Source organism: Novosphingobium indicum (genome assembly GCF_014645195.1).
Taxonomy (GTDB): domain Bacteria; phylum Pseudomonadota; class Alphaproteobacteria; order Sphingomonadales; family Sphingomonadaceae; genus Novosphingobium; species Novosphingobium indicum.
Genome location: NZ_BMLK01000026.1, coordinates 1,542 through 19,757 on the forward strand (window position 1 = coordinate 1,542; position 18,216 = coordinate 19,757).

Sequence of the window (18,216 nt, forward strand, 5' to 3'; positions counted from 1 at the left end):
CGGTCGAGGCGACGCCGCCGTGTTCGGCGATCGTCCGGATTGCCGGCCACGATCCGGTAGCGATCAAGCAGGTTCTCGATCTTGGAGCGCAGACTCTGATGGTTCCGATGGTCGAGACCGCCGAACAGGCCCAGGCCATCGTAACTGCGTCCCGCTATCCGCCTGCAGGCGAACGCGGCCTCGGCGGCGCCCGTGCCGCGCGCTGGGGTGGCTATCCTGCCTATGTCGCAGAAGCCAATGCGCAGGTTTGCATCATCGCCCAGATCGAGACCGCGACCGCCGTCGACAACATTGAGGCGATCGCCGCAGTGGACGGAATCGACGCGCTGTTCCTTGGACCTGCGGACCTGGCCGCGACCGAAGGTTTGCTGGGCGCAATCAATTTCGATGCCCTGTTCAAGCTGACCGGCGAAGCACTGGCGCGGATCGTCTCAACCGGCAAACCGGCCGGGATCCTTTCGCGCGACGAACGCCTCGTCCAGCAGTTCCTCGATGGCGGTGCCCGCTTCATCGCCAACGGGATCGACAGCTTCACGATGGCCAAGGGCGCGGGCGACGGACTCCGGGTCTGGCGTGAGCGTATCGCGGCACAGGGCGGCAACTGAGGCTATGGCAAAACCGGCTTGGCAGACGCCTCGTTCCAGTGACCCGGTCAAACCGCTTGATGGCGTCCGGGTGCTTGAATTAGCCCGCATCCTGGCTGGCCCATGGTGCGGACAGCTGCTGGCGGACCTTGGCGCCGAAGTGATCAAGATCGAACGGCCCCGCGTAGGAGACGATACGCGGCATTGGGGGCCGCCGTTCGTGACAGCAGAAGATGGCACCAATTTGGGAGCGGCTTATTTCCATTCGACCAATCGCGGCAAGCGGTCTTTCGCAATCGACATCGCCAGCGCGGAGGGCCAGGCCATCATTCGCGATCTGGCAAGCGGCGCAGATATCGTGATCGAGAACTACAAGGTCGGCGGGCTGTCGAAGTACGGGCTTGACCATGCCGCGCTTTCCGCACTGAATCCCCACCTGATTACCTGCTCGATCACGGGCTTCGGGCAAACCGGTCCCTATGCCCATCGTGCAGGCTACGATTTCATTGCCCAGGCCATGGGCGGCATGATGTCGATGACCGGTGAACCCGATCGCGAACCGCAGAAGGCCGGCATCGCCGTGGCCGATCTGTTCACCGGCATGTACAGCACTGTTGCCATCCTCGCAGCGCTCCATCGCCGGGACCGCAGCGGACGCGGTGCCCATGTCGACATGGCCCTGCTCGACACCCAGGTCGCGGTCATGGGCAATCAAGCGCTGAACTGGATGACATCCGGTAAGGTGCCGCGCCGGTTCGGCAACGGTCATGCTAATCTCGCACCCTATCAGGCCTTCCCGACGCTTGACGGACCATTGGTGATTGCGGCCGGCAACAACGACCAGTTCGCGAGCCTTTGCCGCATCCTGGGATGCTCGCTGCACGAAGACCCGCTATTCGCCACCAACCCCGCGCGGGTTGCGAACCGGCAGGGACTTGTCGCAACCTTGGAAGCGCTTACCGCCCGATGGAACCGACAGGAACTATTCAACGCGCTGGAGGATGCGGGCGTCCCAGCCGGCCCAATCAATGAACTCGACGAAGTGTTCGCCGATCCGCAGGTCGTCGCCAGGGGCCTGACGACATCGGCTGGGGGTCGCAGGGGTGTCTCAAGTCCAATCGTGATAGATGGGGTGCGGATGGTTTCGAATCTGGCCGCGCCGGGAAGTCCCGAGCAGGTCGGAGACGAATAGGCGGCGCAGTCAGTTCGCAGCCTGAACCGGTATAGGTCCCCCGAACAATCGCCAGCCTTCGCTGAACAGTACAAGCACGATGGTCACGCTCGCCACCCCGAAGAACGAATAGGCCAGAGGCAGCGGGGAACCATTGTAGGCCTGCCCGATCAGTGCGCCCAGCCCCGCGCCAAGCACCAAACGGAAGAACGTCTGAACAGAGGCCGCGGCCCCGGCCACCTTGCCGAATGGCTGTAGGGAAATCGCGGTGAAATTGATGAAGACCGTGATCAGCAAGCACATGTTCGCGGATGTCAGAAGCACGAACTGAAGCAGGGTTTCGCCCGGTCGGGATGCCAAATAGATCTGGCCGATCGACACAAGGAAATGGCACAGGATGGCGGCATGGCCGATCCCCCGGATGCCGAAACGGTGTACGATCGCAGAATTGGCAATGCTGGCCAGCATCATCGAGCCCGCCATCAAGCCAAAGATTACCGAATAGGCCCCGCCGGCCCCGAAATGTTCGCCGATCAATTGCTGCGAGCTGTTGATGAAGCCGAAGTGAGCGCCGAAAATCAGGGCCATGCCAATGACGTAACCGATCGACCGGCGGTTTGTCAGAACGAGGCGGATGTTGCCGAACAATTCACTGGCACCATGGGACTGCCGCCGGGAAAGCGGCAGCGTTTCTTGCATGCGGTAGAAATACCATGCTGACACTCCCATCGACAGCACCCCGATGACGATGAAGACGGCACGCCAGCCGAGCACTGTAAAGATCACATAACCCAAACTTGGGGCAAGGGTCGGGACTGCCATAAACAGCATCGCGACAAAGGCTTGCAGCTTGGCCATGTCTTCGCCTTGATAGCGGTCGCGAATGATCGCCAGAGGAAGGACGGTCAGGGCGGACGAGGCACAGCCAAGCAGCGCGCGGGCCGCCAGCAGGACGGAAAAGTCAGTCACGAAAGCACAAAGCAGATTGATCAGGGCGAACAGGCCCATGCAAACCAGCAGGACCGGCTTCCGCCCAAGCCGGTCGGAGATCGTCCCCGGAACGAGCGAAAACAGGCCGGAGCAGATCAGGAATGTGCCGATGACCCATTGCCGCTGGTTTGAACCGCTTGCCCCCAGATCGTTTGCCATGACACCCAAGGCCGGCAGCAAAGTTGTAAACCCAAGTGACTGCAATGCCTGGATCATCGCCATCATGGCGATGAACTCCCGTTTGCCAATTGGCTCTTTATGGGTCAGCGACAACGTTGATACCTTCCGGATGGTCGGGCCTTGGCAGTGCCCTCGCCATGAAGCCGGTCCACCAATATGGAGGCCAGTCCACTTCTGATGAAAAACCGCAGGAGCTATCCTTGCCAGCCGATCGCACGGCTCGCTGCCATGGCCGCCGAACGGATCTTTTCGATCTTCGGCTTCGAATAAAAATGCTTGTCCTGAACTCGCGAGAGAACGCTCATCGTTGCAACAAGCCTGTTCCCGGAATCAAGCACAGGTACACTCAAGGCAGAGAGACCAGGCACAACCGTACCCTGTGTGGTTGCGTATCCCAGCTCGCGCGCTTGGACTACCTGCCTTTCCAGTTCGTCGTCGGAAACCTCCAGCCCGCTGGCACGCTCTTGCACGATGACGGGCCGGGTCAATGCTCGTGAACAATGGGTCAAGAACAGGATACCGGTAGACGACGCCTGCAAGGGCAAAACAGAGCCGACGTGCAAACTGGTCATCAGGGGCAGACCGCCATCGATCCAGCGAATCACCGATGGCCCGTAATTACCCCAGACCGCCAGCAACCCTGTTGTTTGCAGGTCTTCCAGCACACTCGCCAGATTATCGCCCGCTATCCGTACCGGCTCCACCCGCGCCAGGGCGGCCATGCCAATACGAACTGAAAATGCACCTAGTGCATAGCGGCCATTCTGGACATTCTGCTCGACAACGCCTGTGTTGACAAAAGCCAGCAGGTAACGGTGTGCCTGGCTGCGTGACAGACCCGATTTCTCGGCAACTTCACGCAGATGTGCGCCATCCCTTGGGCAATCCATCAAGGCCCTGAGGACGCGAACACCAATTTCCACGGACTGGATAGCCTTGCGTGGCGAATCAGTCGCGCTCCAATCTTCGGCGGGCAAGCGCTCGGTAGCCTGATGTTCGATTTCATCACCTTTACCTGCAAGCTGGTTAGCCTTGCGTGCATTCATCGGTATTCCCATTACCAGCATTCCCCGGCCCGAAGTCCCCTTGCATGACGGGAAAAGAGTTGCATATTGTCCAACGAATAGTGTAGGCGGCAAAATTGTGCAAGAGCATGACCTGAGTCAATTACGACAAAGAGGCCAAGCGTCAACCCAACTAGGCGCTTCTAAACCAGTGAGAGGAAAGGAACCCGGGTAATGGCTGCAATCGCGTTTCCCAGATCGTCCGAAGAGCATTTCGAACAGCTGCGAAAGGCGCCCGTTCTCGCCCTGCCGACGGCTCTCCTGTTTGTCATTTCCATGGCAGGGATCGCAACGACCTGGTACCTGGCGCTGAACTCGATGCTTCCGCTTTGGGTCGGTGCGATCTCAAACGGCCTCGTGACATATCTGCTCTTCAGCGTGATCCACGACGCCTCGCACAAGTCGTTGTCTAGCGTTGGCTGGATCAACGAATCGATCGGCGCGATCGGCTTGTTCTTCCTCTTTCCCTATGCCCCGATGGTCCTGCTCCGCTGGGTCCACAACAAGCACCACACGCATACCAATGGACCCAAAGACCCCGACCGGTTCGAGCATGAATCGCCCTGGTGGCAGGTTCCATTCCGCTGGACCTTCTTCGATGGTGCCTACATCTGGTATTTCGTCAAATATGGTCAGAACGTGCGCAAGAAACATGGCACCGAACTGCTTGTCTTCTATTCGCTCCTCGCGCTGCTGTTCGTTGCGGCAATTTACTTCGGCTTCGGCTGGGAACTGTTCATGCTGTGGTTCGTGCCGTCGCGGATCACGCTGTTCATCATCGCCATCGTCTTCGTCATCCTGCCACATCATCCCGCGATCATCGCGCAAGACGAAGACCCTTACATGGCGACAACCATGCGGTTCGGCTGGGAATGGTTGCTCAACCCGCTACTGGTTTATCAGAACTACCACCTGATCCACCACCTCTGGCCGGAAATCCCGTTCTACCGGATGCACAAGGCCTATTACCTCAAGTACGATGAAATCAACGCCAACCGCATCCCGCGCCAGAAAGCCTTCGCCCTGAAGCCCGAGAACTATGACGACCACTTTGCGGTTCGCCGGGAACTCGACCAGGCGCAAGGCAAGGCCATGCATGCCTAACGAAATAACGGCCGGACCGTTCGGTATGGTCCGGCCGTACCTCCAGATCGGGGAACGCACTGATGGCCAAGCAACTTCACCTTGGCGCGTTCATGCGCCCGGTCAGCATCCACACCGGAGCCTGGCGGTATCCAGGTGCCTTACCCGACGCGAACTTCAGCCTGGCAGCGATCCAGCGCTTCATCCGCAGCCTTGAAGCTGCCAAGTTCGATTATTTCTTCATGGCTGATCACCTCGGCGTGCTCAACCTGCCACGCCAGGCGCTGATGCGCAGCCACACTGTGACCTCGTTCGAGCCATTCACGTTGCTTTCCGCACTGGCCGGGGTGACTGAGCGAATCGGCCTCGTCGCAACGGCCTCGACCACTTACGACGAGCCGTTCCATGTCGCGCGCCGCTTTGCCTCTCTCGATCACATCAGCGGCGGGCGGACCGGCTGGAACGTGGTGACCACTTCGAATCCGGACAGCAGCCGCAACTTCGGCCTGGAGACCCAGCCAGATCACGCCGCGCGCTATCACCGCGCCCGCGAGTTTCATGACGTTGTGACCGGGCTGTGGGACAGTTTCGCCGACGATGCCTTCGTTATGGACGCAGCAAAGGGCATCTATTTCGACCCCGCCCGGATGCATGCGCTGAACCACAAGGGCGAGCATTTCTCGGTCAGCGGGCCGCTTAACATCGCCCGTCCGGTTCAGGGCTGGCCGGTCATCTTCCAGGCCGGTGCCTCGGACCCGGGCCGCCAGCTGGCTGCCGAAACCGCCGAAGCCGTATTTGCTGCGGAATCGACGCTGGAAGGCAGCAAAGCCTATTACGACGACGTCAAAGGGCGGGCGGCGACGGTAGGACGCAATCCCGATCACATCAAGATCATGCCGGCCGTATTCCTGGTTGTTGGAGACACCGTCGAGGAAGCCCGCGCAAAGCGCGCGAAACTGGACAGCCTGGTCCACTACGACAGCGGCATCCATTCACTGTCCGGCATGCTGGGTCACGACGTATCGGGCTTCGATCCCGACGGCCCCCTGCCCGACATCCCCGAATCCAACGCCAGTAAAAGTTCGCGGCGGTTCATGATCGAATTGGCCAGAGCTGAGAACCTGACGATCCGCCAGCTCGCTGCGAAGGCCGGCAGCTATGGCGGTTTGGCCTTTGTCGGCACCGCCAAGACCATCGCCGACGAGATGCAGCATTGGCTTGAGCAAGCCGCTTGCGACGGTTTTACCACCATGTTCCCTTACCTGCCCGAAGGCCTGGAAGACTTTACCGGCAAGGTTGTACCCGAACTGCAGGCACGCGGCCTGTTCCGCACCGAATACGAAGGCGAAACGCTGCGCGACCATCTTGGCCTGCCGCGCCCGGACAACCGCTTCTTCGCCTGATGCGGTGAGCCGGTTTGTCATCATCGGCGCCGGGGCAATCGGCAGTTTCCTGAGCACGCGGTTGCACAACGCCGGGCATGAAGTTCTGCTGATCGCCCGAGGAGCGCGGCTCGAGGCCTTGCGAAACACGGGCGTGCTGCTGTCCGAAGGCGGGGCCGAGCGGCAAGTGCGTGTGCCGGTGTCCGCAGCATGCGATCCCGCAACGCCGCCGGATCATGCCATCCTGGCAACCAAAACGTTTCAGATCGAATCCGCGCTTGCCCTGCTCGAACCACTGCGCGGAAGCCGCTTCACGCTGCTGACGGTGCAGAATGGGGTCGAAGCACCCGGCATCGCCCAGGCCGCCCTGCCCCGCGCTGTCGTGCTTGGCGCACGCATGCACGGCTTCTTCGAGCTGGAAGACGGGATCGTGCGCCACACCGGCGTCCCCGCCACGCTGCTGGCCGGCCCGGTCGCCGATCGCGCAACCGACCCGGCTCCCGGACAGGCCTCGGCAATCCTTGCGGGCGACCTTATTGCCGCTGGGGTCCCCACCACTCTGACAGGCGACATGCGCCCAGCGTTGTGGGACAAGTTCCTGATGGCCGCGACGATCGGCGCGGTGGCCCCGGCGTTCGGCCTGAAGGTCGGTCAGGTGCTAGGCCATCCCCAGGCCAGCTCGCTTTTGCGCGAGGCCATGGCCGAGGTCGAACGGATCGCAGCGGCGTTGGGCATCGAATTGCCGCCCGATTGCATATACGAGAAGCTGGACTTCATCGGCCGCTTTCCACCCGACGTCACCAGTTCGCTGCAGCGCGATCTCGAAGCGGGCAGACCGTCGGAATTCGTCCACCTCAGTGGGGCCATACCCCGCTTCGCGCGACAGGCCGACCTGCCCTGCCCGGCCACAGACGAAATCCTCGCGCGGCTGCGCGCCCGCGGGCTTCAACCTGATTGATCAGACGATATCCCGCTCCATCGCGCGCCTGGCAAACCATGCACCCGCCATGATCACAGCATGCGCGGCCAAGGTCGTCAAGCCGACCCACAAGGCTTCTCCGCTCCAAACGACGCTATAGATGTCCCAGGCGGAGCCGACGAGTTCGGTCAGCACGATCACCGGAACCAGCGCCCAGTAGCGCAACGGATCGCGCGCGCCCCACAACGCCACAAGGCCGATTGCCGCCAGTTGGATGCCAACGATCAACCAGGCATCAAGCAGCAGGCCGAAAGACGGCGTCCCCTGCCCCAGCGCAATACCGGGGTAGATCAGCCGCAGGGCCCCCGCATAGACCGGCGGCCAGAGCAGCACGAGATTGCAGAGATACCAGATCCCCACGGCAATCAGGTAAGTGCGCAGAACCTTCATGGCGGCCTCCTCAGGCGATCGCGAAGATATCCGATGTGGCGCAGGCGATGCGCGCATCCTTGTGCGGCGCATAGTCTGGATCGTTCATGAAGGCGTCGATCGCCTCCATCGAAGGAAACCGGATCACCACGACATAGTCAGGTGCGGCTCCCTCGCCCTCATAACGGACGAACTCGTGCGAACGGCAGACCATTTCCCCGCCGTGGCGTCCGACCAGCGCCGGAACTGCGGCCATATAGCCTGCCACCCAGGTTTCGTCGTGCGATTTGATCGATCCGATGAAATAGGCAGCCATCACTCCGTTTCCTTTGGTCAGCGCCGGGACCGCTAGCTTTCCCGCTAGAGCCCCAGCAAGGTGTTGCGAACAGCTTGCGCAAATCCCGCGGTTGTCCCGTTTCCGCCAAGATCGGGGGTCCTCGCAATATCGGGCGCAATGAGCGCCGTTTCGAGTGCGCGCATCACCAGCGCGGCGGGCTCGGTTTCGCCGAGATGTTCCAGCATCATTGCACCCGACCAAATCTGGCCGATCGGATTGGCGATGCCCTGCCCGGCGATGTCCGGGGCAGACCCGTGGACCGGCTCGAACATCGAAGGGAACCGCCGTTCGGGGTTGAGGTTAGCAGAAGGAGCCACAGCGATGGTGCCAGTGATTCCCGGCCCCAGATCGGAAAGGATATCACCAAAAAGGTTCGACCCAACCACCACATTGAACCGTTCGGGCGACATCACAAAGCGTGCGGCGAGAATATCGACATGATACTGATCGGCGGCAACATCGGGGTATTCGGCGCCGATCGCGGCAAAGCGCTCGTCCCAGAACGGCATCGAATGATAGAGTCCATTGGACTTCGTCGCGCTGGTCACATGCCTGCGCCCGCTCCGCCGAGCGAAGTCGAAGGCATAGCGCAAGATGCGGTCGGTGCCCCGGCGGGTGAAGATCGCCTGCTGGACGACGATTTCGTTCTCGCCGGTCCCGGTCCGACCGCCGATCTGGGAATATTCGCCTTCCGAGTTTTCGCGCACCACCCAGAAATCGATGTCGCCGGGAGCCTTGTCGCGCAGGGGCGAAGCGATGCCCGGCAGCAGCCGCACCGGACGCAGATTGACGTACTGCTCGAACTCGCGCCGGATCGGCAGCAGCAGCCCCCACAGCGAGATATGATCGGGTACCCCGGGAAAGCCGACCGCGCCGAGGAACACCGCATCATGATCGCGCAACCGGTCTAGCCCATCATCGGGCATCATCTTGCCGGTTTTGAGGTAGGTCTGGCAGCTCCAGTCGAAGTGCCGGAATTCGAGCACGAAACCGCACTTGGCCGCTGCCGCCGTCAGCACCTCGATTGCGGCAGGCACCACCTCGCGGCCAATTCCATCTCCCGGAATGCTGGCGATGGAATAACGCCTCATGGTCAATCTTTCCCTACAGATAGCTGTTCAAAGTCTTGAGCACCCGATAGGCGCTGAGAAAGGCTGGCGCAGGAACCTGCAGTTGCTCCGCTGCCGCCGCGAGCGGCCCCAGGACCTCGTCAACTTCCATCCGCCGGCCCGCCACGAGATCGTCATGCATCGAGGTGCGGACGGGACGGTTTTCCGGCTTGAATCTGGTGCCCATCGCCATGACACCGTACACTGCCTCTTCAAAGCCTTCACGGTCAATCTCGACCAATCTGGATACAGGCGCGAAATAGTTCTGCGGTTCGTAGCCAAGTGCCTTGTAGATCGCCAGCAGATCCTTGACGACGTGGACATAGTGTTCGGCGCCTTCGCGAACCGCCACACCATCCACAAAATCGAGCTTTGGAAGCGCGCCCAGCGTACTGGCGCTCCACGACGATGCTCCACCGACCTGAACCACTTTTTCCCAATGGACATGGACGATATCGGGAGTTGAGCGCGAACCCATGCCCGCAGCGTCGAGCGCTTCGGCCATGATCCGCGTGCGCTCGCTCTCCCCGCCTTCCAGCTCGCCGAAATAGGCGGTGACGGGAACCGCCATGTGATTGAGCGCCTTGCCCGGTTCGAGCAGGGTCGCCCCGTCCATGATCGAGCCGCCGATCACCTTGTCCTTGCCAAACGCGGCCTGGAGTTTGCCTTCCTTGCCCACGCCGTTCTGCAAAGTCAGCGCGCAAGCGGTGCGATCGACCAACACCTGCGCATCGGCCAGCGCCTGATCGGTACCCTTGGCCTTGGTCAGCAGGATGTAATAGTCGATGTCGCCTTCAACCTCCTCGGGCGTTTCGACCGCGAAGAGGTTTTCGCGCTGGACGAATTGCGCCCGCACACCCGAAATACTCAGGCCATCCCGGCGGATCGCCTCGACATGGGGCTTGCGCGCAATCAGCGTGACCTTGTGGCCGCCGCGCGCCAGGAATCCGCCGATGACCGAGCCTAGCCCGCCGGCGCCGTGGAAACAGAAATGCAATTGCTTGGACATGCTTTGGGATTCCCGTTGGTTCGGTTCAGGCAATGCCCAGTTCGACCAGCTTGGCCCTGATCTGCTCTTTCTTTTCCGGCGTCACATCAGCCACCGGCGGCAGGATCGGGCCAGCCTTGAGGCCAATCGCTTCGTACCAGGCCTTCACATTGGCAAGTGCGCTGGCATAGGTCGCGGTGCGGGCGATATCCCACAGGAAGTTGTCGTGATAGAATTCGCGGACTTCGCTGAGCTGATCGGAAGCGGCCCGCGCTTCCTCCCATTTTCCTTCATGCGCCAGGCGGATGTATTCCTTGGCGAAATGGCGCTTCTTGCCGTACAGCATGTAGGACAATTCACCCCAGCAAACGGTGCCGCCAAGACGCAGATCGTCGAGGAAGAAGTATTCGAATGGCTCCATCGTGTTGAAGCCTTCGGGCATTAGCTGGCGGATCTTGATTGTCTCGGCACGGCTCATGGCACCTTGTTTGACGCCGATCACGGTATCGATATCGGCCAGGCGGCGCATCAGGTCCCAGCTCAGCACGGTGCCCGAAACCGGGGTCCGGTAGAGGCAGACGGCCAGATCGGTGTGGTCGGTCAGGAACTTGAACCAGGAATAGATTTCGTCGTCGCGCTTGAGCTGCACAACCGGGTTGATCACCTCAGCCCCGTTATACCCGAGCTTCTCGACGAACTGCATCTTCTCGATCGCGGTATAGACGCTGGGATCGAGCACGATGGTCCACAGATCGAGCCGCCCGGCATTCGCCTCGGCGACGATCTCGTGATAGCGAAACCAGTCTGACGCTGAGACGTTCCAGCATTCGGCGATGAACCCGCCGACGGCCAAGCCATCTACGCCCATTTCGACATATTTATCGATGTTGTAGCGGATACCGTCCACATCGAACTTGTAATCGGCGGTCATCGGGGTGATCGGACACTGATAGAAGCCCCTGACGGTCTTCGTTGCCCAGGCCTTGGCGTCCTTACGATCATATTCCATTTGAGGTGCACCTCATCTCGATTTGGTTCAGAATTTCAGCTTGCATCGGCCGTTCATGAAGGCGCCAGCGCCGCCTGGGCCGCAGCCAGTCGGGCAATCGGCACCCGGAAAGGCGATGCGCTGACATAGTCCAACCCGATCTCCTCACAGAAAGCGATCGTGGCCGGATCGCCGCCGTGCTCGCCGCAGATCCCCAGTTTTAGGTCGGGCCGGGTTTCGCGCCCTTTGCGCGATGCCATTTCGATCAGCTTGCCGACCCCTTCGATATCGAGGGTGACGAACGGGTCCTTGGCGATAATGCCTTTTTCCACATAAGCACCCAGGAAACGCGCCGCATCGTCGCGGCTGATCCCCAGCGTAGTCTGGGTCAGATCATTGGTTCCGAACGAGAAGAATTCCCCGCTTGCAGCGATTTCGTCGGCAACCAGGGCTGCCCGCGGCAGCTCGATCATGGTGCCAACGCTAAAGGCGATCCGCTCGCCTTTTTCGGCGAACACGACTTCAGCGACCCTGTACAGGGTATCCTTCAGTGATTCCAGTTCACGCGGCAATCCGACCAGCGGGATCATGATTTCGGGACAGACCGCCATGCCCGCCTCGCCCGCGACTTCGAGCGCAGCCTCGAAAATCGCGCGAGCCTGCATTTCGTATATTTCGGGATAGACCACGCCCAGTCGGCAGCCTCGATGCCCCAGCATGGGGTTGGTTTCCGCCAATTCGATTGCGCGATGCCGAACCTGCTCCACGTCAATACCCATCGCCCGCGAAAGCTCGGTGAATTCGCTATCCGTATGCGGCAGAAACTCGTGCAGCGGCGGATCGAGGAGGCGGATGGTGACTGGCAAGCCTTCCATGATCTCAAAGATCCGGCGGAAGTCGGCGCGCTGTTCGGGCAATAGCTGGTCGAGCGCGGAGCGTCGTTCCTTTTCGCTGTCGGCCAGGATCATCTGCCGCATGGCGAGGATCCGGCTTTCATCGAAGAACATGTGCTCGGTTCGGCAAAGCCCGACCCCTTCGGCCCCGAACCGGCGGGCCATTTCGCAATCGAGCGGGGTTTCCGCGTTGGTCCGAATCTTCAGGCGGCGATGCTTGTCAGCCCATGCCATCACCGTTGCGAAATCGCCCGAAAGTTTGGGCAGGATCGTCGGCAGTTCGCCCAGGAACACTTCGCCGGTCGAACCGTCGATCGTGATGAATGCGCCCTCTTCGAGCCGCTGGCCGCCGATCTCGGCGACCCGCGCGACCGGGTCGATCTTGAGACTGGCGGTGCCCGCCACGCATGGCCGGCCCATACCCCGCGCGACCACGGCCGCGTGGCTGGTCATGCCGCCGCGCGCCGTCAGGATGCCGGTTGCGACGTGCATGCCATGGATGTCGTCAGGCGACGTCTCATGCCTGACGAGGATGACCTTCTCTCCCAATTCGGCCCACCGTGCCGCTGTTTCCGCATCGAATACCACACCTCCCGAGGCTGCCCCGGGCGAGGCAGGCAAACCCTTTCCGAGCAGCACCCGCGGGGCATTCGGATCGAGCGAGGGGTGAAGCAACTGGTCGAGCGAGGCCGGGTCGAGGCGGAGCAGCGCGGTCACTTCGTCGACCAGGCTCTCTTCGACCATGTCGACGGCAATCTTGAGCGCGGCCTTGGCGGTGCGCTTGCCCGAACGGGTCTGAAGGAGGTAGAGCCTGCCGCGTTCGACTGTGAATTCGATGTCCTGCATGTCGCGATAGTGGCGCTCCAGCAGTTCGAACACCTCAGCAAGTTGGGCATAGGCCTTCGGCATCGCTTCCTGCATTGAGGGAAGCCGCGCACCTGCGGCTTCGCGGGCAGCCCTGGTCAGATACTGGGGCGTGCGGATGCCGGCGACAACATCCTCACCCTGGGCGTTGGCCAGCCATTCGCCGTAGTAGGCCTTCTCGCCGGTTGCAGGGTTGCGGGTAAAGGCGACGCCGGTAGCGCTGGTCTCGCCAAGATTTCCGAACACCATGGCCTGGACGTTAACCGCCGTGCCCCAATCTCCGGGGATATCGTTCAGGCGCCGGTAGACCTTGGCTCGCGGTGAGTCCCATGAGCGGAACACCGCCTCGATTGCCGTCCAGAGTTGTTCCTGTACATCCTGAGGAAAGGCCGCGCCGTGATGGGCAAGCACGAGATCCTTGAAGGTCGCGATCAGGCCGCGCAGATCCTCCACTCGAAGATCGATATCCTCATCGACGCCGCGATCTTCCTTGATGCGGTCAAGGGCTGCCTCGAATACGCCATGCTCGATTTCGAGCACGACACTGGAATACATCTGGATGAAGCGGCGATAACTGTCGAGCGCGAACCGCTCATCCCCGGAGGACTGGCCCAGGCCGGTGACGGTCGCATCATTAATGCCAAGGTTGAGGATCGTGTCCATCATCCCCGGCATGGATACCCGCGCGCCCGAACGCACCGAGACCAGCAGGGGATCGCGAGGATTGCCGAACGTCTTGCCCGTCGCCCGTTCGACCAGCCCCAAAGCAGCCGAAACCTCATCGCGGATGCGATCAAGTGAAGCTCTGCCGTGGTCAAGATAAGCGAGGCATTCGCCGGCGGAGATCGTGAATCCAGGCGGGACGGGCAGCCCGATCCGCGCCATCTCGGCGAGGTTGGCCCCTTTCCCGCCCAAGACGCGCTTGTCGAGGCCAATCTGACCTGCGACCAGAACGCCGGAACCGAAGGAAAACACACTCGACATTGTTAAATTCCTGAGGTCCAAGTGCAGGTCCAAGGCGGCGCAATTCGATTGGTGCGCCGCCCCAAAAGCGATCTACATTTTGAGAATGGCCTTGATCGCCTTGCCGGTCTTTTCGGTATCCTCGACGGCCTGGTTGATCTGGTCGAGATCATAGAAGGTGCAGAGCTTCTCGAACGGGAACAGCCCGGCCTTCTGCATCGCAATCAGTTGCGGGATGAAGACCTGCGGGGTGCTCGATCCTTCGACTACGCCGCGCAACTTGCGGCCAAACAGCATGTTGTTCATGTCTAGCGAAAATTCGGTGCCCAGCTTCGCCCCGCCGACCACTGCGGTTTCACCCATGTTGTGCGTGCTGTCCACCGCCGAGCGCAGCACCGCTGGAATGGCGGTGGTATCCATGGCATAGTCGGCGCCGCCACCGGTCATCGCGACGATCGCTTCCTGAGCGTTGACCGTGTTGGCGTCGATCACATCGGTGGCGCCCAGTTCACGCGCCAGTTCCAAGCGGCCTGCGTTGCGGTCAACCGCGATGATCTTGAGGCAGCCCGAGGCCTTGGCGGCCATCACTGCGCTGAGGCCGACCGACCCGACCCCGAAGATCGCGATCGAGGAGCCAGGTTCGGGACAAAGCGCATTGAGGATGCTGCCCGCCCCGGTCTGGATGCCGCAGCCCAGTGGGCCCAAAAGTTCGATCTGTGCGTCGTCGGCAACCTTGACGCAGTTGTTTTCCGACGCGATCGAATAGGTCGCGAACGAGGATTGACCGAAGAAGCAGGCGTTGACTTCTTGGCCGTTGCGGGTGATCGGCGTCGAACCATCCAGGCGGCGGCCCATGAAATTGAGCGGGAACAGGCTCGGACAATAGGCCTGATGGCCCTTGAGGCACGATGGACAGGTGCCGCAATAGCTGAAGGAGAGCACGACCTTGTCGCCTGGCTTGACAGTGGTCACGCCGCGGCCGACCTTTTCGACAACACCCGAACCTTCATGGCCCAGCACCGCCGGCAGCGGCGTCGGATAATATTGATCGCGAACCGTCAGGTCGGTGTGGCATATGCCAGCTGCGGCAACCTTGACCAGCACTTCGCCGTCGCGCGGATCCTCGATGGAGACGTTATCCAGAACGAATTCGCCACCCTGACGCTCGATAATTGCCGCGTATGCGTCCATTTTTGCTCTCCCGTTTCCTGATTTCTATTTGATTGAATTTGCTTATACAAAGAAATAGAGATTCTTGTCCTGCACGACGCGCGCGTCGATATTCAGCTTTCTGCTGAATACCTTGAAGCCGCTGTCTGTTTTCCGCAGCTTGTCTTCGCGTCCCAGCGTGTGCACGTAAACTTCGCTCTGTCGGCGATTGCGGTGCACCAGAACGTTAGAGAAGACCTCGAATTCAAACGGTGCAATTTCGAATGCTTCGACATTGGTGACGAAATAGCGGATTCGTGATGGCGGATCTTCCATCCATACCTGACCCGTCAGCAACCGGTCGACCCGCTGCTGCAGCTCGGAATAGTCATCGTTGTAGATTGCGGCATCCCCCGGGGTTGGATCCGGGCGGCGGTCACGTGCGAACCGCTGTTCGTAAACTGGCATCCAGTAATGGATATCTTCGGCGATTACAGTATCGAACCATTCGCGATATTGCTGGTTTTGCAACATCCGCACCTCGGCGGAATAGTGACTGACGATGGCATGATGCAGTTCCATGCCTACGGGCTTGCGTGTTTCGGTCATCTTGCGGTCCAGATTGCTGTCGGGATCAGTCTTGCGGCTCGGCTTGCTTCGCCGACAGACGATCAGGCCAAAAATTACGGTTGGTCCACATTACATCCCAGGTATCGTCATTGGCCCGGATAGCTGCCCAATCCGGCGCATCGAGCATTTCTTGCCAGAAACGATAAAAGCCCCGATACGAGGTTTCGCCGATGAAGCTGACCCCGACAATTCCTGGATAGACGGGGTGCGGCCCTTCGCGGTCCTTGCCCATGCTCGAATTCATCCGCCCCTTGCGGGTGATGATACCGTTGTTGATGTAGGTAGCCGACGACATATTTTCGCCATCGTCGCTTTCGAGCGTTCCCGCCGTTCCGAATGAACGGATCGCTTCGCGCTGGATCGACCGCTTTGTTTCGGTGTCGGCATTCTTCGGCACCATGGTATAGGTCCAGACCTCGATTTCATGCGGCCCGCGCGGATGCCAGATCTTGAAGGTGTTGGTTCCGTAGAGGAACGAACAGTTTGGGAAGATCGACGTATTCCAGTGACCGACATAGAGCCGTTCGCGCTCCGGCCCGAATTTTTCGCGAATTCCGCCCCGCGTCTCCTCGAGATATTTGACGTACCCGTCGCGCTTGACGTGGATCGCAGTCGCCGCGTTATCGATCAGGCCAAACCCGTGGCCATGCCGCATGGTGAATTGCAGACCAAGGTCGTCAAACGGCATGTCGGCGCGATTGCCCGACAGGCCAGCCAGCTCGCCCCCGATCATCTGGAGAGCGGCGGCATGCGTCCAGCCCACGTGATACCCATCGCCGACGAAGTTCTCGGTCGGGACTTTCCAATTGCAGGCGAGGGTGCTCTTCAACGGCGGCCCGAGCAGTTCCAGACCACCGTCCGGACCGTCCCAGATCGTATCGAGGTACCAGCAGAAGTCCCCCAGATAGTCCTCAAGCGATGGCGCTTCGGGATCATGGCAGCCGAAGATGAAGCCCTTGTAAGTTTCGACCCGGATCGGCGCGAGCCCCAGCTTGGATTTGTCGAGATCGCTGTGATAGCACCGCTCTTCCATCGGAACATCGACGAGCGAACCATCCTGACCGAAAACCCAACCATGATAATTGCACACGAACGCCTTGGCGCTGCCGCTGTCGGCATGACAGATCTGGTTGCCGCGGTGAGTGCAGGAATTGATGAACGCCTTCAGCGAACCGTCCGGCTGCCGCGACAAGATGACACGGTCTTCTGCCATGTACGTCGTAATGAAGTCGCCCGGTTTGGGAACTAGCGAATCATGTCCGAGCATGAGCCAGCATCGCGAGAATATCCGCTCCAGCTCCAGCTGATAGACATCTTGATCCCAGAACACCCGGCGAGACTGGCTCGCACCGGCGTTGTCGACGAGTGCCGACGATCCATTCATCGCATCGCTCCCATGCTTTTTGTTCCGAGTGCTGCATAGTCGATTCGCGCTATACATGCAACGCGATGCACCATATGCAAAACCTACCGTTGGCGCAAGGACGATTCTCAAGCCGCGTTTCTGGGGAGAATTTTAGGTTGCAAGATGCCGACCGCAACACGTCCAGCATCCTGGGTCTTGTGTCCAGGCTCTGGCAATCACCAGCCCTGTTGCTGTGTCTGGCCTCGTTCTTTTGGGCCCTGAATCCGATCGTCGGGCGGGCGGCCAAGGACTTGCTCTCACCCGTGACGCTGGCGTTCTGGCGGTGGGTGGTGGCGCTGGTCTTCGTGCTCCCGTTCGCTTGGCGACACCTCCGCGACGACCTGTCCGCCATTGTCGGCGGCTGGCGGTTCCTTGGGCTCCTCGGGGCCTTAGGAGTGGGGCTGTTTTCCTTTCTCGTCTATCAAAGCTTGCAGTTCACCACCGCGACCAACAATCTTCTGTTGCAATCGACCATGCCGGTGATGACCCTGCTCATGCCAGTTGTGCTGTTTCGGGAGAGGGTGCACCCGATCCTTCTCGTTTGCGCACTCCTTTCGATCACCGGAATCGCGTGGATCATGACCAAGGGGCATCCCGACTATCTGCGCTGGGATGCGCTGAACCGAGGCGATCTGCTCGCCATCATTGCGGTTTTTCTCTATTCCGCCTATGCTACCTTCCTGCGCCGCGCACCGGCGATGCACCACCTCAGTTTGCTGGTTGTCCTGTTCGGGGTCGGGATCGCGGCTTTGAGTGTGCCCTATGCCTGGCACCTCTGGTGGGCTGGCCTGACCGTGGCTTCACCCGCAGCGCTCGCATCCCTGCTCTATGTCGGGATATTTCCTTCGCTGCTGTCCTACGCGCTGTTCAATCGCGCGGTCGCCTTGGTCGGCTCGGGCCGCGCGGGGGTCTACATGAACCTGCCATCAGTGTTCGGGGTTCTGATGGCCGTACCACTGCTTGGAGAACGGTTCGCAAAATACCACCTGATCGGTTCGCTGTTGGTGGTTGCATCAATCCTGCTGTCGCGTCGGGTCAAGACATAAGGCCAATGAAGTTCTGGAGCCGACAGAGCCAGATCTGCCTCC

The 18,216-nt window shown here is 60.6% G+C and carries 17 protein-coding genes; 6 read left to right on the forward strand and 11 right to left on the reverse strand.

Features of this window, described 5'->3' with window-relative positions; genetic code table 11:
- Positions 1-605, forward strand: a 605-nt coding sequence (locus tag IEX64_RS20045) for an HpcH/HpaI aldolase family protein (RefSeq protein ID WP_229710598.1), incomplete at its 5' end; no start/stop codon positions are given.
- A gap of 4 nt (positions 606-609) precedes the next feature.
- Positions 610-1,776 carry a CaiB/BaiF CoA transferase family protein gene (locus tag IEX64_RS20050; RefSeq protein ID WP_188822604.1) on the forward strand — a complete coding sequence of 389 codons (1,167 nt, stop codon included), beginning with the start codon at positions 610-612 and terminating at the stop codon, positions 1,774-1,776.
- Positions 1,777-1,785: 9 nt separating this feature from the next.
- Here the strand turns inward: IEX64_RS20050 and IEX64_RS20055 are convergent, their stop codons facing one another.
- Together IEX64_RS20055 and IEX64_RS20060 are read right to left on the reverse strand one after the other, a co-directional pair.
- Positions 1,786-3,018: a multidrug effflux MFS transporter gene (locus IEX64_RS20055; protein ID WP_229710599.1), complete on the reverse strand. Its 1,233-nt coding sequence runs from the start codon at positions 3,016-3,018 to the stop codon at positions 1,786-1,788.
- Between the two features lie 101 nt (positions 3,019-3,119).
- On the reverse strand, positions 3,120-3,971 hold the full coding sequence (locus IEX64_RS20060; RefSeq protein ID WP_188822606.1) for an IclR family transcriptional regulator: 852 nt from the start codon (positions 3,969-3,971) through the stop codon (positions 3,120-3,122).
- A gap of 192 nt (positions 3,972-4,163) precedes the next feature.
- Between IEX64_RS20060 and IEX64_RS20065 the strand changes: the two genes are divergently transcribed.
- From IEX64_RS20065 to IEX64_RS20075, 3 genes are all read left to right on the forward strand, one after another.
- Complete coding sequence (locus IEX64_RS20065; RefSeq protein ID WP_188822609.1) at positions 4,164-5,093, forward strand: fatty acid desaturase; 930 nt, start codon at positions 4,164-4,166, stop codon at positions 5,091-5,093.
- Positions 5,094-5,155: 62 nt separating this feature from the next.
- Positions 5,156-6,475: an LLM class flavin-dependent oxidoreductase gene (locus IEX64_RS20070; RefSeq protein ID WP_061939696.1), complete on the forward strand. Its 1,320-nt coding sequence runs from the start codon at positions 5,156-5,158 to the stop codon at positions 6,473-6,475.
- 4 nt (positions 6,476-6,479) lie between these two features.
- Entirely contained in the window at positions 6,480-7,412 is a 933-nt protein-coding gene (locus IEX64_RS20075; RefSeq protein ID WP_188822611.1) for a 2-dehydropantoate 2-reductase, read from the forward strand.
- On the opposite strand, the gene IEX64_RS20080 is transcribed toward IEX64_RS20075, so the two are convergent.
- From IEX64_RS20080 to IEX64_RS20120, 9 genes are all read right to left on the reverse strand, one after another.
- Entirely contained in the window at positions 7,413-7,823 is a 411-nt protein-coding gene (locus tag IEX64_RS20080) for a BphX family protein (RefSeq protein ID WP_008828093.1), read from the reverse strand.
- Positions 7,824-7,833: 10 nt separating this feature from the next.
- The gene (locus IEX64_RS20085; RefSeq protein ID WP_008828092.1) at positions 7,834-8,118 is read right to left on the reverse strand and encodes a DUF1330 domain-containing protein; all 285 of its coding nucleotides are present in this window, start codon (positions 8,116-8,118) and stop codon (positions 7,834-7,836) included.
- A gap of 44 nt (positions 8,119-8,162) precedes the next feature.
- Entirely contained in the window at positions 8,163-9,230 is a 1,068-nt protein-coding gene (locus IEX64_RS20090; protein ID WP_188822613.1) for a tartrate dehydrogenase, read from the reverse strand.
- 13 nt (positions 9,231-9,243) lie between these two features.
- Positions 9,244-10,257: a ketopantoate reductase family protein gene (locus IEX64_RS20095; protein ID WP_188822615.1), complete on the reverse strand. Its 1,014-nt coding sequence runs from the start codon at positions 10,255-10,257 to the stop codon at positions 9,244-9,246.
- Positions 10,258-10,282: 25 nt separating this feature from the next.
- Positions 10,283-11,245, reverse strand: a complete 963-nt coding sequence (locus IEX64_RS20100) for a dihydrodipicolinate synthase family protein (RefSeq protein WP_010890876.1) — start codon at positions 11,243-11,245, stop codon at positions 10,283-10,285.
- 53 nt (positions 11,246-11,298) lie between these two features.
- The gene (gene ppdK, locus IEX64_RS20105; RefSeq protein WP_188822618.1) at positions 11,299-13,965 is read right to left on the reverse strand and encodes a pyruvate, phosphate dikinase; all 2,667 of its coding nucleotides are present in this window, start codon (positions 13,963-13,965) and stop codon (positions 11,299-11,301) included.
- 72 nt (positions 13,966-14,037) lie between these two features.
- Complete coding sequence (locus IEX64_RS20110) at positions 14,038-15,135, reverse strand: NAD(P)-dependent alcohol dehydrogenase (protein WP_039336917.1); 1,098 nt, start codon at positions 15,133-15,135, stop codon at positions 14,038-14,040.
- Positions 15,136-15,177: 42 nt separating this feature from the next.
- The gene (locus IEX64_RS20115; RefSeq protein ID WP_039336915.1) at positions 15,178-15,702 is read right to left on the reverse strand and encodes an aromatic-ring-hydroxylating dioxygenase subunit beta; all 525 of its coding nucleotides are present in this window, start codon (positions 15,700-15,702) and stop codon (positions 15,178-15,180) included.
- Between the two features lie 25 nt (positions 15,703-15,727).
- Positions 15,728-17,107 carry an aromatic ring-hydroxylating oxygenase subunit alpha gene (locus tag IEX64_RS20120; RefSeq protein WP_039336913.1) on the reverse strand — a complete coding sequence of 460 codons (1,380 nt, stop codon included), beginning with the start codon at positions 17,105-17,107 and terminating at the stop codon, positions 15,728-15,730.
- Positions 17,108-17,244: 137 nt separating this feature from the next.
- Between IEX64_RS20120 and IEX64_RS20125 the strand changes: the two genes are divergently transcribed.
- The gene (locus IEX64_RS20125; RefSeq protein ID WP_010890881.1) at positions 17,245-18,174 is read left to right on the forward strand and encodes a DMT family transporter; all 930 of its coding nucleotides are present in this window, start codon (positions 17,245-17,247) and stop codon (positions 18,172-18,174) included.
- The last annotated feature ends 42 nt before the right edge of the window (positions 18,175-18,216 follow it).

What these genes read in the sequence shown, in the direction of transcription:
- IEX64_RS20050 (WP_188822604.1), top strand. Translation starts at nt 610, where the DNA reads ATGGCAAAACCGGCTTGGCAGACGCCTCGTTCCAGTGACCCGGTCAAA.
- IEX64_RS20060 (WP_188822606.1), bottom strand. Translation starts at nt 3,971, where the DNA reads ATGAATGCACGCAAGGCTAACCAGCTTGCAGGTAAAGGTGATGAAATC.
- IEX64_RS20065 (WP_188822609.1), top strand. Translation starts at nt 4,164, where the DNA reads ATGGCTGCAATCGCGTTTCCCAGATCGTCCGAAGAGCATTTCGAACAG.
- IEX64_RS20070 (WP_061939696.1), top strand. Translation starts at nt 5,156, where the DNA reads ATGGCCAAGCAACTTCACCTTGGCGCGTTCATGCGCCCGGTCAGCATC.
- IEX64_RS20080 (WP_008828093.1), bottom strand. Translation starts at nt 7,823, where the DNA reads ATGAAGGTTCTGCGCACTTACCTGATTGCCGTGGGGATCTGGTATCTC.
- IEX64_RS20085 (WP_008828092.1), bottom strand. Translation starts at nt 8,118, where the DNA reads ATGGCTGCCTATTTCATCGGATCGATCAAATCGCACGACGAAACCTGG.
- IEX64_RS20090 (WP_188822613.1), bottom strand. Translation starts at nt 9,230, where the DNA reads ATGAGGCGTTATTCCATCGCCAGCATTCCGGGAGATGGAATTGGCCGC.
- IEX64_RS20095 (WP_188822615.1), bottom strand. Translation starts at nt 10,257, where the DNA reads ATGTCCAAGCAATTGCATTTCTGTTTCCACGGCGCCGGCGGGCTAGGC.
- IEX64_RS20100 (WP_010890876.1), bottom strand. Translation starts at nt 11,245, where the DNA reads ATGGAATATGATCGTAAGGACGCCAAGGCCTGGGCAACGAAGACCGTC.
- ppdK (WP_188822618.1), bottom strand. Translation starts at nt 13,965, where the DNA reads ATGTCGAGTGTGTTTTCCTTCGGTTCCGGCGTTCTGGTCGCAGGTCAG.
- IEX64_RS20110 (WP_039336917.1), bottom strand. Translation starts at nt 15,135, where the DNA reads ATGGACGCATACGCGGCAATTATCGAGCGTCAGGGTGGCGAATTCGTT.
- IEX64_RS20115 (WP_039336915.1), bottom strand. Translation starts at nt 15,702, where the DNA reads ATGACCGAAACACGCAAGCCCGTAGGCATGGAACTGCATCATGCCATC.
- IEX64_RS20120 (WP_039336913.1), bottom strand. Translation starts at nt 17,107, where the DNA reads ATGAATGGATCGTCGGCACTCGTCGACAACGCCGGTGCGAGCCAGTCT.